24 protein-coding genes and 1 pseudogene are annotated in these 19,896 nt (G+C 70.3%); 7 read left to right on the top strand and 18 right to left on the bottom strand.

What is annotated here, in order from left to right; translation table 11 throughout:
* Both Q0C57_RS20590 and Q0C57_RS20595 read left to right on the top strand, forming a co-directional pair.
* On the top strand, positions 1-369 hold a 369-nt coding region (locus Q0C57_RS20590; protein ID WP_296579666.1), incomplete at its 5' end, for a trypsin-like serine protease.
* On the top strand, positions 369-1,223 hold the full coding sequence (locus tag Q0C57_RS20595) for a S1 family peptidase (protein ID WP_296579669.1): 855 nt from the start codon (positions 369-371) through the stop codon (positions 1,221-1,223). The genes Q0C57_RS20590 and Q0C57_RS20595, both read left to right, overlap by 1 nt.
* Before the next feature lie 5 nt (positions 1,224-1,228).
* On the opposite strand, the gene Q0C57_RS20600 is transcribed toward Q0C57_RS20595, so the two are convergent.
* From Q0C57_RS20600 to Q0C57_RS20655, 12 genes are all read right to left on the bottom strand, one after another.
* Positions 1,229-2,500, bottom strand: a complete 1,272-nt coding sequence (locus Q0C57_RS20600; RefSeq protein ID WP_296579672.1) for a phage major capsid protein — start codon at positions 2,498-2,500, stop codon at positions 1,229-1,231.
* A gap of 87 nt (positions 2,501-2,587) precedes the next feature.
* Positions 2,588-3,004 (bottom strand): HK97 family phage prohead protease, encoded by a 417-nt coding sequence (locus tag Q0C57_RS20605; RefSeq protein ID WP_296579716.1) that lies wholly within the window; start codon positions 3,002-3,004, stop codon positions 2,588-2,590.
* A 38-nt stretch (positions 3,005-3,042) separates the two neighbouring features.
* Positions 3,043-3,231: a hypothetical protein gene (locus Q0C57_RS20610; protein WP_296579674.1), complete on the bottom strand. Its 189-nt coding sequence runs from the start codon at positions 3,229-3,231 to the stop codon at positions 3,043-3,045.
* Between the two features lie 39 nt (positions 3,232-3,270).
* Positions 3,271-3,813, bottom strand: a complete 543-nt coding sequence (locus tag Q0C57_RS20615) for a TIGR02281 family clan AA aspartic protease (RefSeq protein WP_296579677.1) — start codon at positions 3,811-3,813, stop codon at positions 3,271-3,273.
* A 119-nt stretch (positions 3,814-3,932) separates the two neighbouring features.
* A complete protein-coding gene (locus Q0C57_RS20620; RefSeq protein WP_296579679.1) occupies positions 3,933-4,154 on the bottom strand; it encodes a hypothetical protein in 222 nt (73 codons plus the stop codon).
* A gap of 228 nt (positions 4,155-4,382) precedes the next feature.
* A complete protein-coding gene (locus Q0C57_RS20625) occupies positions 4,383-5,534 on the bottom strand; it encodes a phage portal protein (protein WP_296579682.1) in 1,152 nt (383 codons plus the stop codon).
* A gap of 31 nt (positions 5,535-5,565) precedes the next feature.
* Positions 5,566-5,937 carry a hypothetical protein gene (locus Q0C57_RS20630; RefSeq protein WP_296579684.1) on the bottom strand — a complete coding sequence of 124 codons (372 nt, stop codon included), beginning with the start codon at positions 5,935-5,937 and terminating at the stop codon, positions 5,566-5,568.
* Entirely contained in the window at positions 5,937-6,671 is a 735-nt protein-coding gene (locus tag Q0C57_RS20635) for a hypothetical protein (RefSeq protein WP_296579687.1), read from the bottom strand. Before Q0C57_RS20635 ends, Q0C57_RS20630 begins: the two co-directional genes overlap by 1 nt.
* A gap of 334 nt (positions 6,672-7,005) precedes the next feature.
* Complete coding sequence (locus Q0C57_RS20640; RefSeq protein ID WP_296579719.1) at positions 7,006-8,193, bottom strand: terminase family protein; 1,188 nt, start codon at positions 8,191-8,193, stop codon at positions 7,006-7,008.
* 52 nt (positions 8,194-8,245) lie between these two features.
* On the bottom strand, positions 8,246-8,746 hold the full coding sequence (locus tag Q0C57_RS20645) for a hypothetical protein (protein WP_296579690.1): 501 nt from the start codon (positions 8,744-8,746) through the stop codon (positions 8,246-8,248).
* 148 nt (positions 8,747-8,894) lie between these two features.
* Entirely contained in the window at positions 8,895-9,086 is a 192-nt protein-coding gene (locus Q0C57_RS20650) for a CsbD family protein (protein ID WP_296579692.1), read from the bottom strand.
* Positions 9,087-9,181: 95 nt separating this feature from the next.
* Positions 9,182-11,578, bottom strand: a complete 2,397-nt coding sequence (locus Q0C57_RS20655) for a heavy metal translocating P-type ATPase (protein WP_296579696.1) — start codon at positions 11,576-11,578, stop codon at positions 9,182-9,184.
* Between the two features lie 126 nt (positions 11,579-11,704).
* Here Q0C57_RS20655 and Q0C57_RS20660 point away from each other — a divergent pair, with 126 nt between their 5' ends.
* A complete protein-coding gene (locus Q0C57_RS20660) occupies positions 11,705-12,139 on the top strand; it encodes a MerR family DNA-binding protein (protein ID WP_296579699.1) in 435 nt (144 codons plus the stop codon).
* Between the two features lie 3 nt (positions 12,140-12,142).
* Here the strand turns inward: Q0C57_RS20660 and Q0C57_RS20665 are convergent, their stop codons facing one another.
* Both Q0C57_RS20665 and Q0C57_RS20670 read right to left on the bottom strand, forming a co-directional pair.
* Positions 12,143-12,568, bottom strand: a complete 426-nt coding sequence (locus Q0C57_RS20665; RefSeq protein ID WP_296579723.1) for a DUF1330 domain-containing protein — start codon at positions 12,566-12,568, stop codon at positions 12,143-12,145.
* A gap of 44 nt (positions 12,569-12,612) precedes the next feature.
* Positions 12,613-13,110: a YcgN family cysteine cluster protein gene (locus Q0C57_RS20670; RefSeq protein WP_296579700.1), complete on the bottom strand. Its 498-nt coding sequence runs from the start codon at positions 13,108-13,110 to the stop codon at positions 12,613-12,615.
* A 159-nt stretch (positions 13,111-13,269) separates the two neighbouring features.
* Between Q0C57_RS20670 and Q0C57_RS20675 the strand changes: the two genes are divergently transcribed.
* The 3 genes from Q0C57_RS20675 to Q0C57_RS20685 are packed head-to-tail and all read left to right on the top strand — an operon-like array spanning position 13,270 to position 16,648.
* Positions 13,270-15,447, top strand: a complete 2,178-nt coding sequence (locus Q0C57_RS20675) for a transglycosylase domain-containing protein (protein WP_296579702.1) — start codon at positions 13,270-13,272, stop codon at positions 15,445-15,447.
* Positions 15,448-15,470: 23 nt separating this feature from the next.
* Positions 15,471-16,043: a DUF1214 domain-containing protein gene (locus Q0C57_RS20680; protein WP_296579704.1), complete on the top strand. Its 573-nt coding sequence runs from the start codon at positions 15,471-15,473 to the stop codon at positions 16,041-16,043.
* The gene (locus Q0C57_RS20685; protein WP_296579705.1) at positions 16,040-16,648 is read left to right on the top strand and encodes a DUF1254 domain-containing protein; all 609 of its coding nucleotides are present in this window, start codon (positions 16,040-16,042) and stop codon (positions 16,646-16,648) included. The genes Q0C57_RS20680 and Q0C57_RS20685 overlap by 4 nt, the downstream gene beginning before the upstream one ends.
* 10 nt (positions 16,649-16,658) lie before the next feature.
* On the opposite strand, the gene Q0C57_RS20690 is transcribed toward Q0C57_RS20685, so the two are convergent.
* Entirely contained in the window at positions 16,659-17,483 is an 825-nt protein-coding gene (locus Q0C57_RS20690) for a hypothetical protein (protein WP_296579707.1), read from the bottom strand.
* Between the two features lie 45 nt (positions 17,484-17,528).
* A complete protein-coding gene (locus Q0C57_RS20695) occupies positions 17,529-17,729 on the bottom strand; it encodes a hypothetical protein (protein WP_296579710.1) in 201 nt (66 codons plus the stop codon).
* A 218-nt stretch (positions 17,730-17,947) separates the two neighbouring features.
* Here Q0C57_RS20695 and Q0C57_RS20700 point away from each other — a divergent pair, with 218 nt between their 5' ends.
* On the top strand, positions 17,948-18,634 hold the full coding sequence (locus Q0C57_RS20700; protein WP_296579711.1) for a hypothetical protein: 687 nt from the start codon (positions 17,948-17,950) through the stop codon (positions 18,632-18,634).
* 18 nt (positions 18,635-18,652) lie between these two features.
* Here Q0C57_RS20700 and Q0C57_RS20705 read toward each other — a convergent pair whose 3' ends face one another.
* Both Q0C57_RS20705 and Q0C57_RS20710 read right to left on the bottom strand, forming a co-directional pair.
* Positions 18,653-19,543, bottom strand: coding sequence for a hypothetical protein (locus tag Q0C57_RS20705; RefSeq protein WP_296579713.1), 891 nt, complete (start codon positions 19,541-19,543; stop codon positions 18,653-18,655).
* 249 nt (positions 19,544-19,792) lie between these two features.
* Positions 19,793-19,896, bottom strand: a pseudogene (locus Q0C57_RS20710) (IS630 family transposase); the annotation flags it as partial.

A 19,896-nucleotide genomic window follows, 5' to 3' on the forward strand; every position in this document is an offset into this window, starting at 1 on the left:
GCGCCGCTGGCGGCCGGCGCCCTGCCGGCGGCCGGCGCACCCATCCGGCTGGTCGGGTTCGGGCCCGCCGCCGAGGGCGATGCCCGCAGTGCCGGCGTGCTGCGATCCGCCGCCTTGACCGTGACCGGGCGGCCCTCGACCTATCAGGTGCGCCTCACCGGCCCGGCCGGCGCAGCGCTCGGCGCCTGCACCGGGGATTCCGGCGGGCCGGTCTATGCATCCGAAGCGGGACGGTCCGTCGTATCGGGTATCGTCAGCTGGACGACCGGCCGGGGGACCGCCCGCTGCGGCGCCCTGACCGGAACAGTGCCGGTGGCCCCCCACCGGCGGTGGATCGAGGAAGCCGTTCGCGGCCTTGGAGGTTCCTGATGCGTCTCGTGCCCCCCGCACGTTCCCTTCTCGCCGGCGCCGTGCTGGCGGCCGGCCTCGCCGCGACACCGGCTGAGGCCATTATCGGCGGCAGCGCCGTCGGGCCGAACGATGCCCTCGCCCGCTCCTCCGTGCTTATCGTCACCGGCGATGCCAATGGCTGCACCGGCACGCTGATCGGCCGCCGCAGCGTGCTGACCGCCGCCCATTGCGTCGCCGGCGCGCGGCTGGCGGTGGTCGCCTTCATCCGCCAGGGACGGATCATCGCGCTGACGCCGGTGGTGGCTGCCGCCGGCCATCCCGGCGTGCGCGGCCCCGGCGGCGGCACCGCGCCGATCGATGTCGCGGTCCTCACCCTGCGCGACCTGCCGCCGGCCGGCTTCGGCCCGGCGCGGCTCGGCGGGCGCGATCCCGCTCCCGGCAGCCGCGTCACCATCGCCGGCTTCGGCCGCCAGCAGCTCGACAGCATGCGCAGCGCCGGCGAGCTGCGCCGCGTCACGCTGCCGGTGCTGCAGCGTTCGCCCTCGGGCTATACCGCCCTCGGCGACATGCGGTTGATCGCCCGCGGCTTCGGCCCCTCGGCCTGCCAGGGCGATTCCGGCGGGCCGGCGCTGGCCGGCGGCAGCGTCGTCGGCGTCGTCAGCCTCGTCTCGGGGCCGCCGGAGACGCGCGGCTGCGGCTCGCTGACGGTGGCCATGCCGGTGGTGCCGATCGCGCCCTGGATCCGCAATGCGGTGGCGACCGGCGAGAGCCTCGCCCCCGCCAATCCCCGCGTCGCCACCCTGCCGCCGCCGCGCGCCCCGGAGCGCCAGGGCCTGCCGCCCTGGGCCCGGATCGACGGCGGAAGCAACTGAGGGCGTCACCCCGCCGCCACCTTCAGGAGCTTGATGGCGTCGTAATCCGCCACGCCGCCGCCGACCCGCTTGGTCGTGTAGAAGAGCACATAGGGCTTGGCGGAATAGGGGTCGCGCAGGATGCGCAGGCCGAGCCGGTCCACGACCAGATAGCCGCGGCGGAAGTCGCCGAAGGCGATGGGCGTGGTGCCGGCGCCGATATCCGGCATGTCCTCGGCCTCGGTGACCGGGAAGGTGAAGAGCCCGGCGGCCCCGCCGGCCTGGGCCGGCGGCGACCAGACATAGTGCCCGGCGCCGTCCTTCATCCTGCGCACCACCGCCTGCGTCTTGCGGTTCATGACGAAGCGGCCGTTCTGGCGGAAGCCCGCCTTGAGGGCATAGATCAGGTCGAAGAGCACGTCGGCCGGGTCATCCTCGGGGAAGGCGCTCGCAGCCCCGGTGGCGACGAAGCCGATCGTGCCCCAGTCCCAGGCGGCATTGGCGACGAGGGTCTGGGTGAGGAAGCCGGTCGGCTTGTTGACGCCGTCGCCGGCGACGAAGGCCGCCCCCTCCTGCTCGGCGAAGACGGTCTCGACCTCCCCGGCGATCCAGCTTTCGAGGTCCACCGCCGCATCGTCGATGAGCGTCTGGGTCGCCGCCGGCATGGCGTAGAGCTCCATGGCGGGGAAGACCTGTTCGGCGAGGATCGGGCTGTCGGTCTGCGCCCGCGCCGCCGCCTCGCCGACCCAGCCGGTGGCCGGACCGGTGCGGGCGAAGGGGCGCTTGAAGGTGGCGCCGGAGACCTGCCGCACCCCGGCAATGGCGCGGATGGGCGAGAGGGCGGAGAGGCGCTGCGTCACCGTCGTCTCGATCTCCGGCGGGGCGAGATAGCCGCCGTCGGGACCCGAGCCGACCGACATCGCCCGGGTTTCCATGGCGCGTGTTTCCAGCGTGCGGAGGCCGGCGGTCTCGCCGCAGCGGATATAGGCCTCGAAGGCGGCCTTGTGTTCGGTCGCGCCGGTCCGCGCCTCGCGGCGCTCGGGGGCAAGGCCCGGCCGCCGCGCCTCCAGCGCCAGGCGGTCGAGGCGGGCGAGCCGCTCGTCGAGGGCCCGGTCGATGCGGGCGAGCTTCTCCTCGGTGACGACATCGGCGGCGCGGCGCTCGATCTCGGCGAGGCGGGCATCATTGGCCTCCTTGAAGGCCTCGAAGATGCGCATGACCTCGGTGTGGGTCACCTGCGCCTCGTGGGGCAGGAGCGTCTTGGTCTCCGGGGAGGCAGAGGTATGGATCTCGGGCATGGGGTCCTCGGGGTTTGAGGGGGTGGAAACGACAAAGCCCCGCGCGATGGCGGGGCTTGGGGGAGGAACGCACTGCAGGCGGACGTGTCACGCCGCCACCCGCGTCACCCGCGCCCCGGCCAGCGCCGGGAAGGTGACGACCGAGACCTCCCAGAGATCGACCTCCAGGAGGCGGCGGGGGCCGTCGCGGCGGCGGCGCTCGGCGCGCAGCGCCTTGAAGCCGATGGAGAGGCCGTCGACGGCGCCGGCGGCCAGCAATGCGCCGGCCTCGCGGCCGCGGGCGGTGAGGGTCACCAGCCGGCCGGTGACGCGCAGGCCGACCGGGTCCTCGGCGAGCGACAGCCAGCAGCCGATGGGCTCGGCCGGATCATGCTGCCACAGCATGCGAATGCCAGCGGTGCCGCGGCGGAGCAGCGAGGCCGCGAAAGCGCCGCGCTCGACCACGTCGTTCTGCGCATCGGGAATGCCGAAGAGCGAGGCATAGCCGGTGAAGAGGCCGGTCACGGGGTCGCGCCGCACCGGGGGGAGGGCCGCCGCGGCGCTCATGACGGGCTCCGCGGCGCGCGGGTGAAGGGGGTGGCGAGAAGGTCGAGGGCGCGCACGCGGCCGCCGCCCGGCGGTTTCGGCGGCGTCTCCAGCGCCTCCAGGGTGGCGACGAAACGGCGGATCGGGTCGGCGGCGGGCGCGGCGGGGCGTTCCGGCCGGAGACGGTCGAGAAGGGTCTGGATCATGGCGATATCCCGCGGAGGGGCCCTCCCGCGGGAGGGCGGCTATTGCTCCAGAAGCAGCGTGTTCTGGGCGAATTCGAAGCGGCGCAGCTTCGCCAGGAAGCTCATGCCGAGCAGGTTCACGGCCAGCGCCCCCTGGGGGAGCACCACGGCGTCGACGGCGGCGACGGACAGCCCCTCCACCTCGAGGCGGGGGATGGTGACGCGCTTGCCGAGGACGCGGCCATTGGCCGTCTGCATCGGCGTGTCCATGGTCATGCCCGGCCGGACGAGGCCGAGGTCTAGGCCGGTCGTCCAGGTCAGCGCCACGATGGTGGCGCCGGTATCGACCAGCATCTCGAAGCTGCGGCCGCCGACCTGGGCCCGGGCGCGGACATGGCCGTCGCGGCCCGCCGCCAGGCGGCGCGAGGGATAGCCGCCATTGGGCGTGGCGGTCAGCGCCGACGGCGCTGCCGGCGTTGCCGGCGCGGTGGCCGCGGCGGGCTGGTGGCCGACCATGGCCAGCAGGGCGCTGAAACTGTCGGGCCGCGCCACCGCGACGATCCCGAGCGGCAGCATCAGCAGGTAGAAGGCCTTGGGCAGCATGGCGGCGCGGCTCCGGTTGTCCCGCCGCGAGGCTTAGGCCGGGACCGCTTGGCCCCTGGTTAAGCCGGCCGCACCACCGGTTGCGAGGGTTAAGCGAAAGCTGCCGCAAACCCTCGCTTTCACGGTTCCGGCCCCTCGCCGCGGCGGCGCGCCGCCCGCTCGTTGAAGCGCGTGAGTTCGCGGACGAAGGCGTCGAAGCGGCGGTTGGCGGCGGCGAGCTCCCTCAGCGTCCAGACCAGCAGGCCGGTGGTCACCGCCGCCCACATGAACAGGGCCAGGGCGGCGATGTCGGCGCGCTCGACGAAGGCGCGGACGACGGGTTCGGCACCCTGGGGCAGCATGGCGGTCCTTTCGGGGGATGGTCTTACGGGACAGGGTTGTCATGCCCCACCCGCACCCTCCCCTTCTCCCAAGGGTCGAAGGAGAGGGGGACTTCGACGTCGCGCCTCATTCGGAGCGGACGGGCCTGGCGCGGCGGGTGTCGATGGCGTGTGACGCCATAGTCCCCCTCTCCGCGCAGCGGGGAGGGTCAGGGTGGGGCATTCCACAAGGCCAAAGCCCACAGCGCCTCACACCGCCGGCTTCTCCCGTGGATAGCCCAGCGCCTCGCGCTTCTCGCCGTCCGACAGCACGCTCGCCGCGCCGATGCGCCGCCACAGGCTCTCGCGCTCGGCATGGAGGGCGCCGATGGCGTCCTCGTCCGGTGTGGCGTGAAGCCTGCCCTCCGGCACGAGCCAGCCCGCCAGCGCCCCGATGATCCGCCGCGCCAGCGGCAGGGCGGTGTCGCGGTGGAAGGCGCGGTTGGCCTCCTGGTAATTGGCATAGGTGGCATCGCCCGGAATGCCGAGGACCAGCGGCGGCACGCCGAAGGCCAGCGCGATCTCGCGGGCGGCGCCGTGCTTGGCCTCCATGAAGTCCATGTCCTTCGGCGACAGCGACAGCGCCTTCCAGTCGAGCCCGCCCTCCAGCAGCAGCGGACGGCCGGCATTGCGGCTGCCGGAAAAGCCCTCGGCGAGCTCGGCCTTCAGCCGCTCGTACTGGTCCTCGGAGAGCGTGCCGTCGCCGCCGGAATAGACGAGGGCCCCGGAGGGCCGCGCGGCATTGTCGAGCAGCGCCTTGGTCCAGGCTGTCGCGGCATTGTGGATGTCGACGGCGCTCGCGGCGGCGGCCAGCGGTGCGAGGCCGAAATGGTCGTCGGAGGGGTGCGGCAGGGTGAGATGCAGGATCGGCGGCACCGCCCCCTCCTGGGCAAAGCGCAGCGATCGGCCGTCGAGCTCGTAGTCGTAAGCCGCGGGCCGGCCGTCGGTGCCGGGCACGAGGCGCATGCGGTCGGGCCTGAGAGCGTGCAGCTCGCGCACCCGGCCATCGACGCTCACCGCCTCGACATAGGCATTGCCGGTGAGGAGCAGGTGCGTCGCCAGCATCTCGGCGAGCGCCACGCGGTCCTGGCCCTCGTTGGGACGCTCGATGAGGAGCGCCGCCGGATGGGCGGATGCATCGGACCCGCTCTCCGTGAACTGGAAGGGGATCTCGGCCGCGGCGCGGGCGACGCGGGCGACGGCGCGGGCGGCGACCGGGTTCTTCGCCAGCGCCTCGCCGTGGAAGCGCTTCGGCTCGGGCGAGGACCAGTGCGGGCGGCCGAGCGGCGACAGCGCGACGAGGGCGGCCGTGCGCGACCGCTTCGCCTCGGGGGCGCCGAGGAAACGGGAGAGGAAGGACATTTTGGGGTCTCCGCGAGGGCGGGGTGGGGTGTCAGTCGAGGCCGATGATGACTTTGTCGGGCCACTCGGGATGGCTGAACCAGAGGCTCACCCGCGTCGTCACGTTCGGGACCGGCACGGCAAAGACCTCGGTGTCGTCGACCTCGACAACGCGGATGAGGCGTGACGGGGTCGGGATTTCCTTGACGAATTTCGGCTCGCGACCGGGATCGACTTCGGTACGGGAGCCGATGACCACCTCGGTTTCGAGTTCGGGATCCCCCATGAGCATGAAGCTGATGGTGGTGGCCGTGGCGCAGGCCTGGCGGGCGAAGTCGTCAGGCTGGAAGATCGGCGGCTCGCCGCCGGCAGCATCTTCGAGAAAGAGGATCGGATTGGGCGGGCAAACTCTTGCTGTATGCATCAGCGGCCTTCCCTTGCTTTCATGGCCCGGACGTAACCGCCTTGCGCGGCACTACAGGCCACGCATTGCGGAAAAATCTCCTGCGGTCGGCCCGATGGGTTGAGAGCATTGTTGAACTGATGATCCCCGAACCATCTGGCGAAGATTCCGCCGGGATGTCGCTCTCCGCAAGTGTGACACCCATCGCGATTGCCCAGGAATTGCAACCGGTCGCGTTCCGGACGATCCAGCCGACGATCGACAGGTGCAGGAATGGATTCGACAGCGAAGCGCCCCGGGCCACGGAGGCCCCAACGGATCAAATGCGCTTGGTGTGCTTCAGCCTCGGTCGCGACGGCCCTCAGGTGCTTGATCTGCCCTTCGACCGTCGCCGTCACGCTCTCGGGTTTTCGCCAAGTCGGATCGCGCTCCCTGATCCGCGCTGCCGCAGCTTCTATTCTTGCGCGCAATACCGCGATCGTGGACAGCTGAGCCGGCGTCGCCTCGGACAACGGCGTGCCGCGGCGCCTGATCATCTCGCGCGGTGATGCGCCGCCACCACTGGTCCACTGTCCGCCCTCGGCACTCCCGGCCGGGACACGCGGCTGGTTCGGGTCGTAGCGGCGGTGCAGGCCCAGCGCCGTCTTGAGGACGAGGATGTCCCAGCGCAGATCGGCGATGGCACGCAACAGGCGCGTGGAAGCGATCGCGCGGCGGGTGTCCCCCGCGGCACGCCCAGAAGGCTGCGGTGTCATGAGGCCTCCGAAGCGGGCCGATGAAGGGGGTCGTCGAAAAGGCGCCAGCGACAGAGACCGGCACAGGACGTGTCAGAGGGCATTTGGCGAGGCGCGCCTGAAGGCCCCACCCGCACCCTCCCCGCTGACGCAGGGAGGGGGACTATGGCGTCGCGTGCGTTCGAGGTCGTCGCGCCACGCCCAACCCGCGGGCAACGCCTGGACCAGACGCCTCAAGGAAGCGGTCGACCCCCTTGCCGCGGGACGGCGATGCCCGATCCCCCTCCCCTCGCCAGAGGGGAGGGTTGGGGTGGGGCATTCTCGAAACTCTCAACGAGCAGGGGCGGATAGGCCCCTAAAGCCCCCGCACCCGCGCCTCGGCCCTTGGCCTGAGCGCCAGATGCGTCACGGCCCAGACGAGGGCGTCGAGCCGGTCGGGGCTCCTTCCGTTCGACAGGCCGTCGGGGCCGAAATCGGCGAGTTCGTCCTCCAGCGCGGGAAAGCGCCCGGCATGGCGGACGCGCGCTTGAGCATAGAGCGCGGCGACCGGCTCGGCGCGCAGGTGCTTGGACCGCGCCGCGCGCACCGGCGTCACCGGCACGTCGGGCGCCACCTCGCCGATCACCGCGGCCACCATGTCGCCGCCCTGGTTGACCTCGACGACGAGGGCGTCGGCGGCGAGCTGGCGGTAGAGCACCGCCGCCCGCCCCGCCCATTCATGGGGCTTCAAGCCCTCCGCACTCGCATCCGCCAGCACGAAGACGGTGCCCTCCCCGTCGATGCCGCAGGCGACGATGCCGCAGGCATCGGCGCCCTTGCGGTGCGAGGCCGGCGGATCGACGGCGACCGCGATGCGCTTCAGCGGCGGCGCCACAGCCACCCGCTGGGCCTCGACAGCGGCGCGGGAGAACAGCGCCCCCTCGCGGTCGTCGATCAGCTCGCCGTCGAGCTCCTGCCGGCCGAGGCGGGTGCCGCCATAGCGCGCCACCAGCGCCCTGACGATTCCCGGCGCGAGGTTGGCGGCATTGGCCGCGGTGGCCGAGCGGGTGACGACCGTGTCGGGGTCCGCCAGCAGGCGGCGCATGAGCGGCGTCGCCCGCGGTGTGGTGGTGACCATGACGCGCGGCCGCTCGCCGAGGCGGAGCGCGAAGCTCAGCATGTCCCAGGTCGCCTCGGCCTGCACCCATTTGCCGGCCTCGTCGGCCCAGGCGGCGTCGAATTGCGGCCCGCGCAAAGCCTCGGGATCCTCCGAGGAGAAGCCGTGGGCAACCGCGCCGTTGGGCCAGACGAGCCGGCGACGCGAGGGCTCGAAACGCGGCCGCTCGGCGGGAAAGCCGCAGGCCCGCAGCCCCGAGACCCCCTCCACCATGACCTCGCGGACCTGGTCGATGGTCTCGCCGACGAGGGCGATGCGGCCGCAGCGCGGCCCGAAATCGTCGCGGCCATGGACGATGCCGTGCACCCATTCGGCGCCGGCGCGGGTCTTGCCGGCACCGCGGCCGCCGACAAAGGCCCAGACCCGCCAGCGGCCACGCGGCGGCATCTGCTCGGGCCGGGCGAAGGCGGGCCAGAAGGCGCGGAGGCGGGCGATCTTCTCAGGATCGAGGGCCGCGATCCTGTCCGGGCTTGCCCGGAGCAAGTTCCGCCGCAAGCGCCTCAGCCCAGGCGTCGGCGTCCACAGGCGCGGTGACGGCGGGGGCATCGGCATCTCCGGCAGGGTCGCGGCCGGCAAGGGCCTTGCGGTCGAGGGTCGCGAGACGGTCGAGGGTCGCCGCCAGGGCGCCGAGGCGGCGGGCGGCGGTGGCGGAGGGGCCGCCAAGGCTCGCCTCCACCGCCTCGATCTCGCGCTCGGCGGCGGCGAAGAGGCGGCGCACCAGGCGCGGCCGCTCCGGGCAGTCGGCGAGACCCGGGCAGGGCTTGCCGGCATGGGACTGGTGATCGGGTCCGGCTGGCGCCGGCGGGGGCGTGTCCGGTGCGGCGCGCGGATGCGGCGGGGCGGCCGTCTCCGGCGTCAGGGCAGCGCGGCCGGCGGGGGCGGCCGCGGCGGCCGTCTCCGGGCTTGAACGAGGGGCATGGGGCGGCAAGGTGGCCTCCATCAGGCGACGTTCCCGGGGGCGGAAACGAAAACGCCCGGCTGGGGTTTCCCCCGCCGGGCGCACTTGTCGAACATGACGAAAACCTAGCCGACCAGCGCAACGCTGTCAAGGCTTATTTTCTTACTGCCGGTTTTATTTTCCGTGGCGATCAGGCCCTGTCGACGACCTTCTTCACGGCGTCCTTGGCGTCGCCCTTGGCCTGCTGGCCCTCGCCCTTGAGCTCCTGGAGCTTGCCCTTGGCCTGCATTTCCTTGTCGTCCATGGCCTTGCCGACGCCCTGCTTGGCGTTGCCCATGGCCTCGTTGGCCATGCCCTTGATCTTGTCGCGGGTGCTGCCCATCGCAATTCTCCTCGGTTCGGGGTGTCGCCGGACCAACCGGTGGGCCTGGGAATGGTTCCCTCACGGAGCTGTGATCATGGGATGCCGGCCCAGCCTCACCCCAGCTTCACCGCCCTCAGCCTGAGCGCATTGCCGATGACGCTGACCGAGGACAGCGACATGGCGGCGGCGGCGATCATCGGCGAGAGCAGGAGGCCGAAGGCCGGATAGAGCAGGCCGGCCGCCACCGGCACGCCGAGGGCATTGTAGGCGAAGGCGAAGACGAGGTTCTGGCGGATATTGCCCATGGTCGCCTCCGACAGCCGGCGGGCCCGGACGAGGCCGAGGAGGTCGCCCTTCACCAGGGTGATGCCGGCGCTCTCCATGGCGACGTCGGTGCCGGTGCCCATGGCGATGCCGACATCGGCGGCGGCCAGGGCCGGGGCGTCGTTGACGCCGTCGCCGGCCATGGCGACGACGCGGCCCTCGGCCCGGTAGCGTTCGACGATGGCCGCCTTGCCCTCGGGCAGGACGTCGGCCTCGACGGCGGCGATGCCGAGGTCGCGGGCCACGGCCAGCGCCGTGACGCGGTTGTCGCCTGTCAGCATGACGATGCGGATACCCTCCTCCGCCAGCGCCTTGAGGGCGGCGGGCGTCGTCGCCTTGACCGGGTCGGCGATGGCGATGAGGCCGGCGAGCTTGCCGTTGACGGCGGCGAAGATGACGGTGGCGCCGTCGCGGCGCAGGTCGTCGGCGAGCGGCGCCAGGGCGGTGACATCGACGGCGAGGTCGCCCAGGAAGGCGGCGGAACCGAGGGTGACGCGCTTCCTCTCCACCATGCCATAGGCGCCCTTGCCGGCGGGCGAATCGAAGCCCAGCACCTTGGGGATGGCGATGGAACGGGCCTCGGCCTCGCGGACGATGGCCTCCGCCAGCGGGTGTTCGGAGGGCTTCTCGACGGCAGCGGCGAGGCGCAGCACCTCGTCCTCGGTAAAGCCGTCGGCGGGCACGATGGCGGTCACCGCCGGCCGGCCCTCGGTCAGCGTGCCGGTCTTGTCGATGATCAGCGTGTCCACCGCCTCCATCCGCTCCAGCGCCGCGGCGTCGCGGATCAGCACGCCGGCCTCGGCGCCGCGCCCCACGCCGACCATGATCGACATGGGCGTGGCGAGGCCGAGGGCACAGGGGCAGGCGATGATCAGCACCGAGACGGCGGCGACCAGGGCGAAGGCGAGCTGCGGCGGCGGGCCGAACAGCGCCCAGGCGGCGAAGGCGGCGACGGCGATGGCCATGACCACCGGCACGAACCAGCCGGCGACCCGGTCGGCGAGGCGCTGGATCGGGGCCCGCGACCGCTGGGCGGTGGCGACCATCTGGACGATCTGCGCCAGCATCGTGTCGCGGCCGACCTTCTCGGCTGACAGGACGAGGCCGCCGGAGCGGTTGAGCGTGCCGCCGATGGCGCGGTCGCCGGGCTCCTTGGTCACCGGCATGCTCTCGCCGGTCACCATGCTCTCGTCGACGGCCGAGCGGCCCTCGATGACGCGGCCGTCCACCGGGACCTTCTCGCCGGGACGCACCCGCAGGTGGTCACCGACCGCAACCTCGTCCAGCGGCACCTCGGCCTCGCTGCCGTCGGCGCTGATGCGGCGGGCGGTCTTGGGGGCAAGGTCGAGCAGGGCGCGGATGGCGCCGGAGGTGGCGTCGCGGGCCCTGAGCTCCAGCACCTGGCCGAGGAGGACGAGGACGGTGATCACCGCCGCCGCCTCGAAATAGACCGCGACCTCGCCGTGATGGCCGCGGAAGGCGGGCGGGAAGAGGCCGGGGGCGAGGGTCGCGACGACCGAATAGGTCCAGGCGACGCCGGTGCCGATGGCGATCAGGGTGAACATGTTGAGGTGGCCGGTCTGAACCGACTGCCAGCCGCGGACGAAGAAGGGCCAGCCGGCCCAGAGCACCACCGGAGTGGCGAGGACGAGCTGCACCCAGCTCGACCAGCCCTGCGGCAGCGGGGCCCAGCCGAAGAGATGACCGCCCATCTCCAGCACGAAGACCGGCAGGGCGAGCGCAAGGCCGGCCCAGAAGCGCCGGGTCATGTCGATCAGCTCTTCGTTGGGGCCGGCATCGGCGGTGACCATCATCGGCTCCAGCGCCATGCCGCAGATCGGGCAGGTGCCGGGACCGATCTGCTGGATCTCCAGGTGCATCGGACAGGTGAACATCGTGCCTTCCGGCACGGGCTCGGGCGGCGGGGCGCTGGCCGGATCGAGATAGCGCTGGGGGTCGGCGCGGAACCTGGTCACGCAACCGGCCGAGCAGAAATAATGCTCGATGCCATGGAGCGTCGTCTTGTGCGGCGTGGTGGCGATGTCGACGGTCATGCCGCAGACCGGGTCGATCACCGTGCCGGCGGCCGGCCCTGGGGCTTGGGCCCCGCTCGGGGCATGGGCCGTCGGGCCATGATCGTGTCCGCCGCAGCAGCCGCCGGGCGCCTTGTTGTCCTGAGCCGTCATGACGGGTCTCCTACAGCACTTGCGGCGCGGTGTAATCCTTCCCATGATGGGAGGGTCAAGCGCGGCGCCGCTCCGGTTCAACCGGCCGGCGGCCGCATGGATCCGGACTGCCAGTGGAGATCGCCCATGAATATCGGCCAGGCCTCGGCCGCCTCCGGCGTCTCCGCCAAGATGATCCGCTACTACGAATCCATCGCCCTGCTGCCGGCGGCCGGCCGCCGCGACAGCGGCTATCGCGACTATGCCACCGAGGATGTGCATCGGCTGGCCTTCGTGCGGCGGGCCCGGGACCTCGGCTTTTCCATCCCGCAGATCCGCTCGCTGCTGGCGCTGTGGTCGGATACCGGGCGGTCCAATGCCGATGTGCGGGCCATCGCCAGGGAGCACCTGGCCGAGATGGAGGAGCAGGCCCGCAAGCTGCAGGAGATGATCGGCACGCTCAAGGCGCTGGTCGGCTCCTGCGAGACGGGCCGGCGCAGCGCCTGCCCCATCATCGACGAACTCGGCGACCATCGCCCTGCGCCCGCCACGCCGGCGAAGCCGCGACGCCGGGCGGCCTGACGGTCACCCCTCCTCGCCGAACCCCGCGCCCGGCTGGCCCGGCGCCATGCGGATGAGGCGGGAATCGGCCACCGCCGCCTGGCGGTGCTTCACCGCCTCACGGTAGGCCGGGTCGCGGATCATGTCGATGAAGGCCTGGCCGGAGGGATATTCGGCGATGAAGGCAATGTCCCAGCCCTCCGCCTCCGGCCCGATCAGGGTCAGGGCGGGACGGCCTGACCAGATGATGCGGCCGCCGAGGCGGCGGAAGACCGGTCCACTGTCGCGGCCATAGGCGGCATAGGCCTCGCGGCCCGTCGCGGTGCGGCCATCGGCATAGGTCGCCGCCGGTTTCAGCTTCACCAGGTTGAGCATGTGGACCGGCTGGTCGCGCGGCAGGTCCTTGAACAGGGCGAAGCGCTCCCTGCTCGGATCGACATGCCCGGGCATCTCCGCGGTCATGGCCTGGTCCTCCCCTCCGCCGGACGGGACGATCATGGACCGGGCGGGCCGGCGTCCCGATTCGGCCATTCGGCCAGATGGTGCTCGAGCTCCTGCAATTCGGTCAGCTCGTGTTCCCAGGCGGTGATGCGGCCGCGCACCGAGATGCCGGCGGCATGGACCGTGCCCGGATCGCCGGAGACCAGCGGGTGCCACCAGTAGAGGTCGCGGCCCTCGGCCAGAAGGCGGTAGGCACAGGTCGGCGGCAGCCAGGGCAGCGCGCGGGCCTCGGCCGGCGTCAGGCGGACACAATCCGGCACCTTGTCCTGCCGGTTCGGATAGTCGCGGCAGCGGCAGGACTCGCCGTCGAGCAGGGTGCAGGCGACCGAGGTGAAGTGGATCTCGCCGGTATCCTCGTCCTCAAGCTTGTTCAGGCAGCAGCGGGCGCAGCCGTCGCACAGGCTCTCCCACTCGCCGTCGCTCATCGCTTCCAGCGGCTTCACCCGCCAGAAGGGCGCGGCGACGGCCTCGCCTGCAGCATCGTCGACCATGGCGGGCCTCTCGTGGCGGCGCGGAGACTGCGGCGGCCGGCCGCGCGGTAACCCTGTTGTCAGAGATCGGTGAGCGGGGCGCGGGGCCGTTGGCTCGCCCCGCCGATCTCCGATATGGTAAGCCAATCGTCAAGAGCATGCCCAGAAAGGGTGCCCGGCTTGAGCGATCTCACTCCCAGCGGCGGGTGGGGCAGCGCATTGAAGCGCGCCCTCCTCGACCTCGACGCCCGGTTGAACGACGGGGCCTGGCGCCTCGCCGGGGCGATCGGGCGCGGCTGGGAGCGCCTTGCCGACCTTGCCGACCGGGTCCAGGTCTATGGCTGGAAGCGGGTCGGGGCCGAGATCGCCTCGGAGGGCATGACGCTCGGCACCGGTGGGCTCGTCGTTCTCCTGATGCTGGCCATTCCGGCCTTCCGCGAGACCGAAGACGACTGGCGCAAGCGCTCCGAGCTCTCCGTCGTCTTCCAGGACCGCTATGGCAACGAGGTCGGCCGCCGCGGCATCCGCCACAATGATTCGGTGCCGCTGGAGGAATTCCCCGACCATCTGATCAAGGCGGTGCTGGCGACCGAGGACCGCCGCTTCTACGACCATTACGGCATCGACCTGATCGGCACGTTCCGGGCGCTGGCCACCAATGCGCGGGCCGGCGGCGTGGTGCAGGGCGGCTCGACGCTGACCCAGCAGCTCGCCAAGAACCTGTTCCTCACCAACGAGCGGTCGATCGAGCGCAAGATCAAGGAAGCCTTCCTGGCGCTGTGGCTGGAATCGCGGGCGACCAAGAACGAGATCCTGAAGACCTATCTCGACCGCGCCTATATGGGGGGCGGCGCCTTCGGGGCGGAGGCGGCGTCGGAATATTATTTCGGCAAGTCGGTGCGCGACGTGACCCTGGCGGAGGCGGCGCTCCTCGCCGGCCTGTTCAAGGCGCCGACCCGCTTTGCCCCCCACATCAACCTGCCGGCGGCCCGGGCCCGGGCCAATACCGTGCTCGACAATCTGGTCGATGCCGGGTTTATGACCGAGGGTCAGGTCTTCGGCGCCCGGCGCAATCCGGCGACACCGGTCGACCGCAAGGACGAGGCGGTTCCGAACTATTATCTCGACTACGCCTTCGAGGACGTGAAGCGGCTGGTGGCGGCGACGCCGAGCCTGGTCGACCGCGTCCTGACGGTGCGTACCGGCCTCGACCTGACCATCCAGAAACAGGCGGAGCTGTCGGTCGAGGCCATCATCCGCCAGTTCGGCCCGGATTTCGGCGCGAACCAGGCGGCGGTCGTGGTGATGGAGGTGGACGGCACGGTGCGCGCCATCGTCGGCGGGCGCGACTACGGCACCAGCCAGTTCAACCGCGCCACCGAGGCGATGCGCCAGCCCGGGTCCTCCTTCAAGCCGATCGTCTATGGCGCGGCGATGCGGGAAGGGCTGATCAATGGCCGCTCGGTGGTGGTCGACCGGCCGATCTGCCTCGGCAACTGGTGCCCGCAGAATTACGGCCGCAGCTTCTCCGGCGCGACGACCGTCACCGCCGCCCTGGTGCGCTCGATCAATTCCATTCCCGTCATCCTGACGCAGCAGATGGGCCGCGGCGACAGCCGCGTCGGGCGGCAGAAGATCATCGCCACGGCGCGCGAGATGGGTATCACCCGCCCGCTGACCGATTCGGCGCCGCTGCCGATCGGCGCGGCGGAGGTGACACTGGTCGAACTCACCACCTCCTATGCCACCTTCGCCGCGGGGGGCCTGAGCGTGCGGCCGCATGCCGCCGTCGAGATCCGCAACTCCGCCGGCGAGCTCGTCTGGCGCGCCGACCGAGACCTGCCGGAGCGCCGGCGCGTCTTCCCCGAACACGTGGCCGTCGACATGAACGCCATCATGGTCGGCGTCGTCGAATCCGGCACCGGGCGGCGGGCGCAGGTCCCGGGCGTCCAGGTCGGCGGCAAGACCGGCACGACCAATTCCTACCGCGACGCGCTGTTCGTCGGCTATTCCGGACAGTTCGTCACCGGCGTCTGGTACGGCAATGACGACTATTCGCCGACCAACCGGATGACCGGCGGCTCGCTGCCGGCCATGACCTTCTCCCAGGTCATGACGGCGGCGCATCAGGGCCTCGACCGCAAGCCGATCTTCGGCCTGACGGGCGGACCGCAGCCGGTGCCGGGCGTGCCTCCCGGCACGCAGGTTCCGCTGGCCGGGGTGCCGGACCGGCCGCAGATCCTGTCGCGCTCCTCGCTGGAGGTGCTCGGCCGGATCGACATGCTGCTGCGGGACGCCTCCGATACGCTGCGCCCCGGGCCGCTCTCGGCCGGACCGGCCGGGTCGGTGCTGCGCTGACGACGGGGAAGGATGATCGCTGAATGCGCGTGCTTCCTGGCCTCCTGCTGGCGCTCGGCATCGGCGCCGTGACGGGTCTCGGCCTGACCGCCCTGTCGGTCGGCCGCGGCACCGGGGCGGGCACGCTGCGCATCGGCCCCTGGCTGGCGACGCCCAAGGCGGGAACTCCCGAGGCTGATCCCTATGCGCGGGCCGTCACGGCGAGGCTCGGCACCCTGCCGCTGGCGCTCGCCGACGGTCTCGCCCTTGTCGCCGAAGCCGACGCCGAAGGCGCCACCCTCGACGGGCGCTGCACCTACCGGGTGGCGGGCAGCGTCCCGCCCGCCCGATTCTGGACGCTGACGGCGACGCGCGCCGATTTCGCCCCGGCCGTCGCGGAGGGCCAGCGCCAGGTCTTCACCAGCTACGAGATCGTGCGGCAGGCCGAGATCGGGACCGACATCGTCGTGGCGCCGCAGGCGCGGGCCGGCAACTGGCTCCCCTCCGGCGGCGTGGCGGACCTGCGCCTCATCCTCAGGCTCTACGACACCCCGGTGGCGACCACCATTTCGGCGGCGACGGTGCTGCCGGCGATCACCCGGGTAAGCTGCCCATGAGCCGCCGCCCCGGCCGCCTCGGCCTCGCCTTCCGCCGGGTGCTCGGCGCGCTGCCCTGGGTCGTCGCCGGCCTGCTGCTCGGCGTGGCCGTGCATATCCTGTCGGTCTTCGCCCTGCCGCGGCTCGCCCCGGACGATGCCCGCGCCCGGCTCGCCGAGGTGACGGCGGTGAACCGCCTGACCACCCTGTCGGGCGGCGGCTCGCTGGTGCTGCCGCTGGCCGATCCGGCTTTCGAGACCGCCGTCTGCCGCTACGACCTCACGGCCGGCCCGCTGCATGTGCGGGCCCCGGTGACGCCGCATTACACCGCCATCGCCCTCTATACCGCGACCGGCCTCGCCTTCGGTGCCATCAACGACCGGGCGGCGACGCGGCGCACCCTCGACCTCTTCGTGGTGACCCAGGCGCAGCGGCGCGAGCTCGCCACCGACGAGGAGGAGACGGCGGCCGACAATCTCATCCTCGTCTCGCCGACCACAGAGGGCTTCGTGCTGATCCGGGCGCTGGCGGTGCAGCCGAGCTTCGCCCCGCTCATCCGGGAACAGCTCGCCGCCCAGTCGCTCTGCGAGATCCTGACGCCGGAACAGGCACCGGCGACACAATAGGCGCTGGCCGCTATTTGCTGATGACGTTGTCGTCCGGCGGCGGCGAGCGCGGATAGAACCGCGGCGGGGCCGGCTCGACGGCGACCGCGCCGCGCGCCGGCAGGGCGGCGCAGAACCGGTCGAAATCGCGGATATCCTCCTCAAGGCCGCGCAGCTCGCGTTCGGCGAGCACCGCCTCGGCCTCGGGCGTGGCGACGATCTGGGTGTTGAGGGCGCAGCGATAGGCCTCGGCATGCTGGCGCAGCCCGTGGCGGACCCAGGCGACGATGGTCCGGTTCTCGGCGATCCGGTCATGGGCCGAGCGGATCTGCACCGGCGTGAGGGTCGGGATATGGCCGAGGGCGCCGGCGCGCACCCGGTCGGCCTCCATGACCTCGCGGGCCTTGTCGCAGAAGGGGCGGATGCGCTGCCGGTCGGCGCGCATGTCATCCATCATGCGGACGAACCGCGTCCGCGTCGAGCGGAAGGGCTCGCGGGCCAGGGTGTGGCAATAGCCGCGCGGGTCCGGGTCGAAGCGCACGGGGTCGCCGATGCGGGTGCGGCGCAGCTCGGCCCAGAACTGGTTCCAGCGGTCGTGCGGATGGGTCGGCATCATCAGGCCGTAGCCCATCTGCCGCATCTCGCGCTCGGCATCGGTGAAGTCGTAGCCGGAGACGGGCTCGTCGCGGTAACGGGCCGCGTGGCCGCCGATCCAGGGCATGATCTCGTCATTGACAACATTGGGAGCGGGACGGCCGAGGTCACCCTGCGGGGCGCAGGCGGCAAGCATCAGCGCCGTCGCGGCGAGCGCGAGCCAGGCGGAAACCGGCCGACGATGCGGGCGCGCCAGAGGCATGCCGGGGCCTTCCATCACACGGGTGGCCCGTTCTCGGGATCGCGGTCAGGCGCTCCTGCGCCGGCGCTTCGGCCGGTCGCCGCCCTTGAGGGGCGGATCGACGGTCAGGATCGGAGGCGCGGGAAGATCATGGCGCTCGACGCGCACCACGGGCAGCAGCAGGATTTGACCGCTGACCGCCATGTCGTCTGCGGCCAGGCGCGGGATGCGCCGTCGTTCGAGCGGAAAGCGAAGCACTGCACCCATCGGATCCTCCCTTGCGCCTGCCCTCCAATGCGGCCATGCCCGGCGACCATTCGCCGACGCGCAAGGCGACTTAACAACCCCCATGGTTAACGGCTGGTTACCTCGGCGCCCATCTTCGGGCGGGCGGGCACGGCTGCCCCGCCCGGTCCCGGTCTTGACGCGGTGGCCGCCGGCGCGCCCGATCGGCCGCCGCGCCCTCGCCGCTCCGGACTTGCCCGATGACCGCATCGCCCGCCCCCGAAGACCCGCTCGTCTATGTCGTCGAGATCGACCTGCCGGAGGGCGGCCTGATGCCGTTCCGCGACTGGTACGCCCATGTCCACGCCCCGCATCTCTACGAGGCCGGCTTCACCACCTGCACCTCCTACCGGGCCGTACGCGGCCGTATGGACATCGTCGACGTCTATCAGGCGCCGGGATGGTCGATCTTCGAGAGCGCCGCCTTCGCCCGCTACCGGCGGATCGCCGCGGCCGACCCGCATCTGCCACCCTTCATGGCCGGCATCGCCAATATCCGCACACCCTATATCGCCCGGCCGGAGACCGGCATGGCGGCCGGCGAGCCCCTCGCCGCGGACTGGCTGACGATCCTGCGCTTCGAGGCGGGTGACGGCGCCGTCGCGGCGGTGGCCGCATGGCTCAGAGCCGGGGGCGCAGCGGACCTCTCGGCGCGGGGTGTCGTCCGCAACCGGCTCCTCGGCCGCACCCGGCCGGCCCCGACCGGGACCTCGGACCGGCCCGCCTTGGCCCTGATGCTGGAGAGCACGCGCGATCCCGGGGCGGCGCTGCCGGCCGGCGCACCCGCCGTGCTGACCGCCGCCGCGGGACCGCATTTCACCGGCCACCGGCTCTATCCCTGGCCGGATGCTGCCGCAAAACCAGCGGAACCAAACCCATCTACTTAGAAATATCTCGCCAGCCAATCACGAACCATTTTCAATCAGCTCCCGCCCCGCCCCTGGCGGTTTCCACATTATTCTTATGGTTTCTTCTTGTAGTTTGCTTACAAATATCTTTACTACGTCACTACCGTTCTCCTTTTTATAGTTCATATCGATGACGACATTATTTTTTACACGCCACACCTCAATGACTTTTGGATTTAATCCGTTGAAATCGATTGTTATACTGAGATTTTTCTGGGGGTATTTTTCTGCAGTAAAAGCGATGCATGGAAACTCGACATTGTATTCATCAATGTATACGTGTTCGAATTTTCTCTGGGCAATCCGCCTTCTAAAGAACGACGGCATCTTATCATGATCATGGTTCATCAGTACAGCCGGAATCAAGCATAAATACCATGAATATGGCAGCGCCCCACCGAATCGATGAAATATATTAAGCTGACCAGATTCCCTCCCGAATATACGCAAAGAACTATTGAAGTTTCTATCATCACAATATATCTGTGCATGAATATTTGCTTTTGGTATCCTGCCAGACGGCGATGTTGCCGACGCCTTCATGAAATAAGCGGACACGTTAAGCTGATTGGCCCTCAGCAGTTGCGTTCTCCGAACGCGCACTTCGGAGCCGTCATTTTTTATGAAATCAATGTCAATGCCAGTCGAAATGAGCGTTATTGGCGTATTCTTGTACATTCTTTCTAAAACAAATATATAAAGACACAGTATAAAAATTATCAAAATAAGCCATTTCAACAAAAATGACTGCGTTAATTCTGGCTCAAAAAGAGAGACGATAATCTGGGTAAGACTTTTGTTGTCGACAAACGCGGGAACTAAAATGCCGATCGCTGTTCCAACTAGCAGGCCGAAATTAATAGCTGACGCTATGCCATGTTTCGTCATAGGTATCGCCCCCCAGTGTACCTGGGGGGCGATGTTAGTACAAACTTATAGCATGTCTAGCTTAGATTGTCTCATCAGAGCGACGCACTCACACCTCCTGATAGCTCGCTGAGGCCGACTGCTGGCGATCACTCAACATCCGTCCAGTCCTGCCCCTACGTCCCCCACAGACGAGACTTGATATGTCATCAAACTTGACATCATCAAGGGGAGAATATGCCGAATTTTCGGCGCTAGAGCGCCATTCGATCAGGCTGCATCGTACCCTGCTGCGTTGAAGTAGTTCCGGCATTCGGCGGGCGGGAAGTGGTCGATGAGGCGGCCGATCGCGGCCCAGAGCCCGTCCATGGTTC

It is taken from the genome of Phreatobacter sp., assembly GCF_022843985.1.
Classification (GTDB): Bacteria; Pseudomonadota; Alphaproteobacteria; order Rhizobiales; family Phreatobacteraceae; genus Phreatobacter.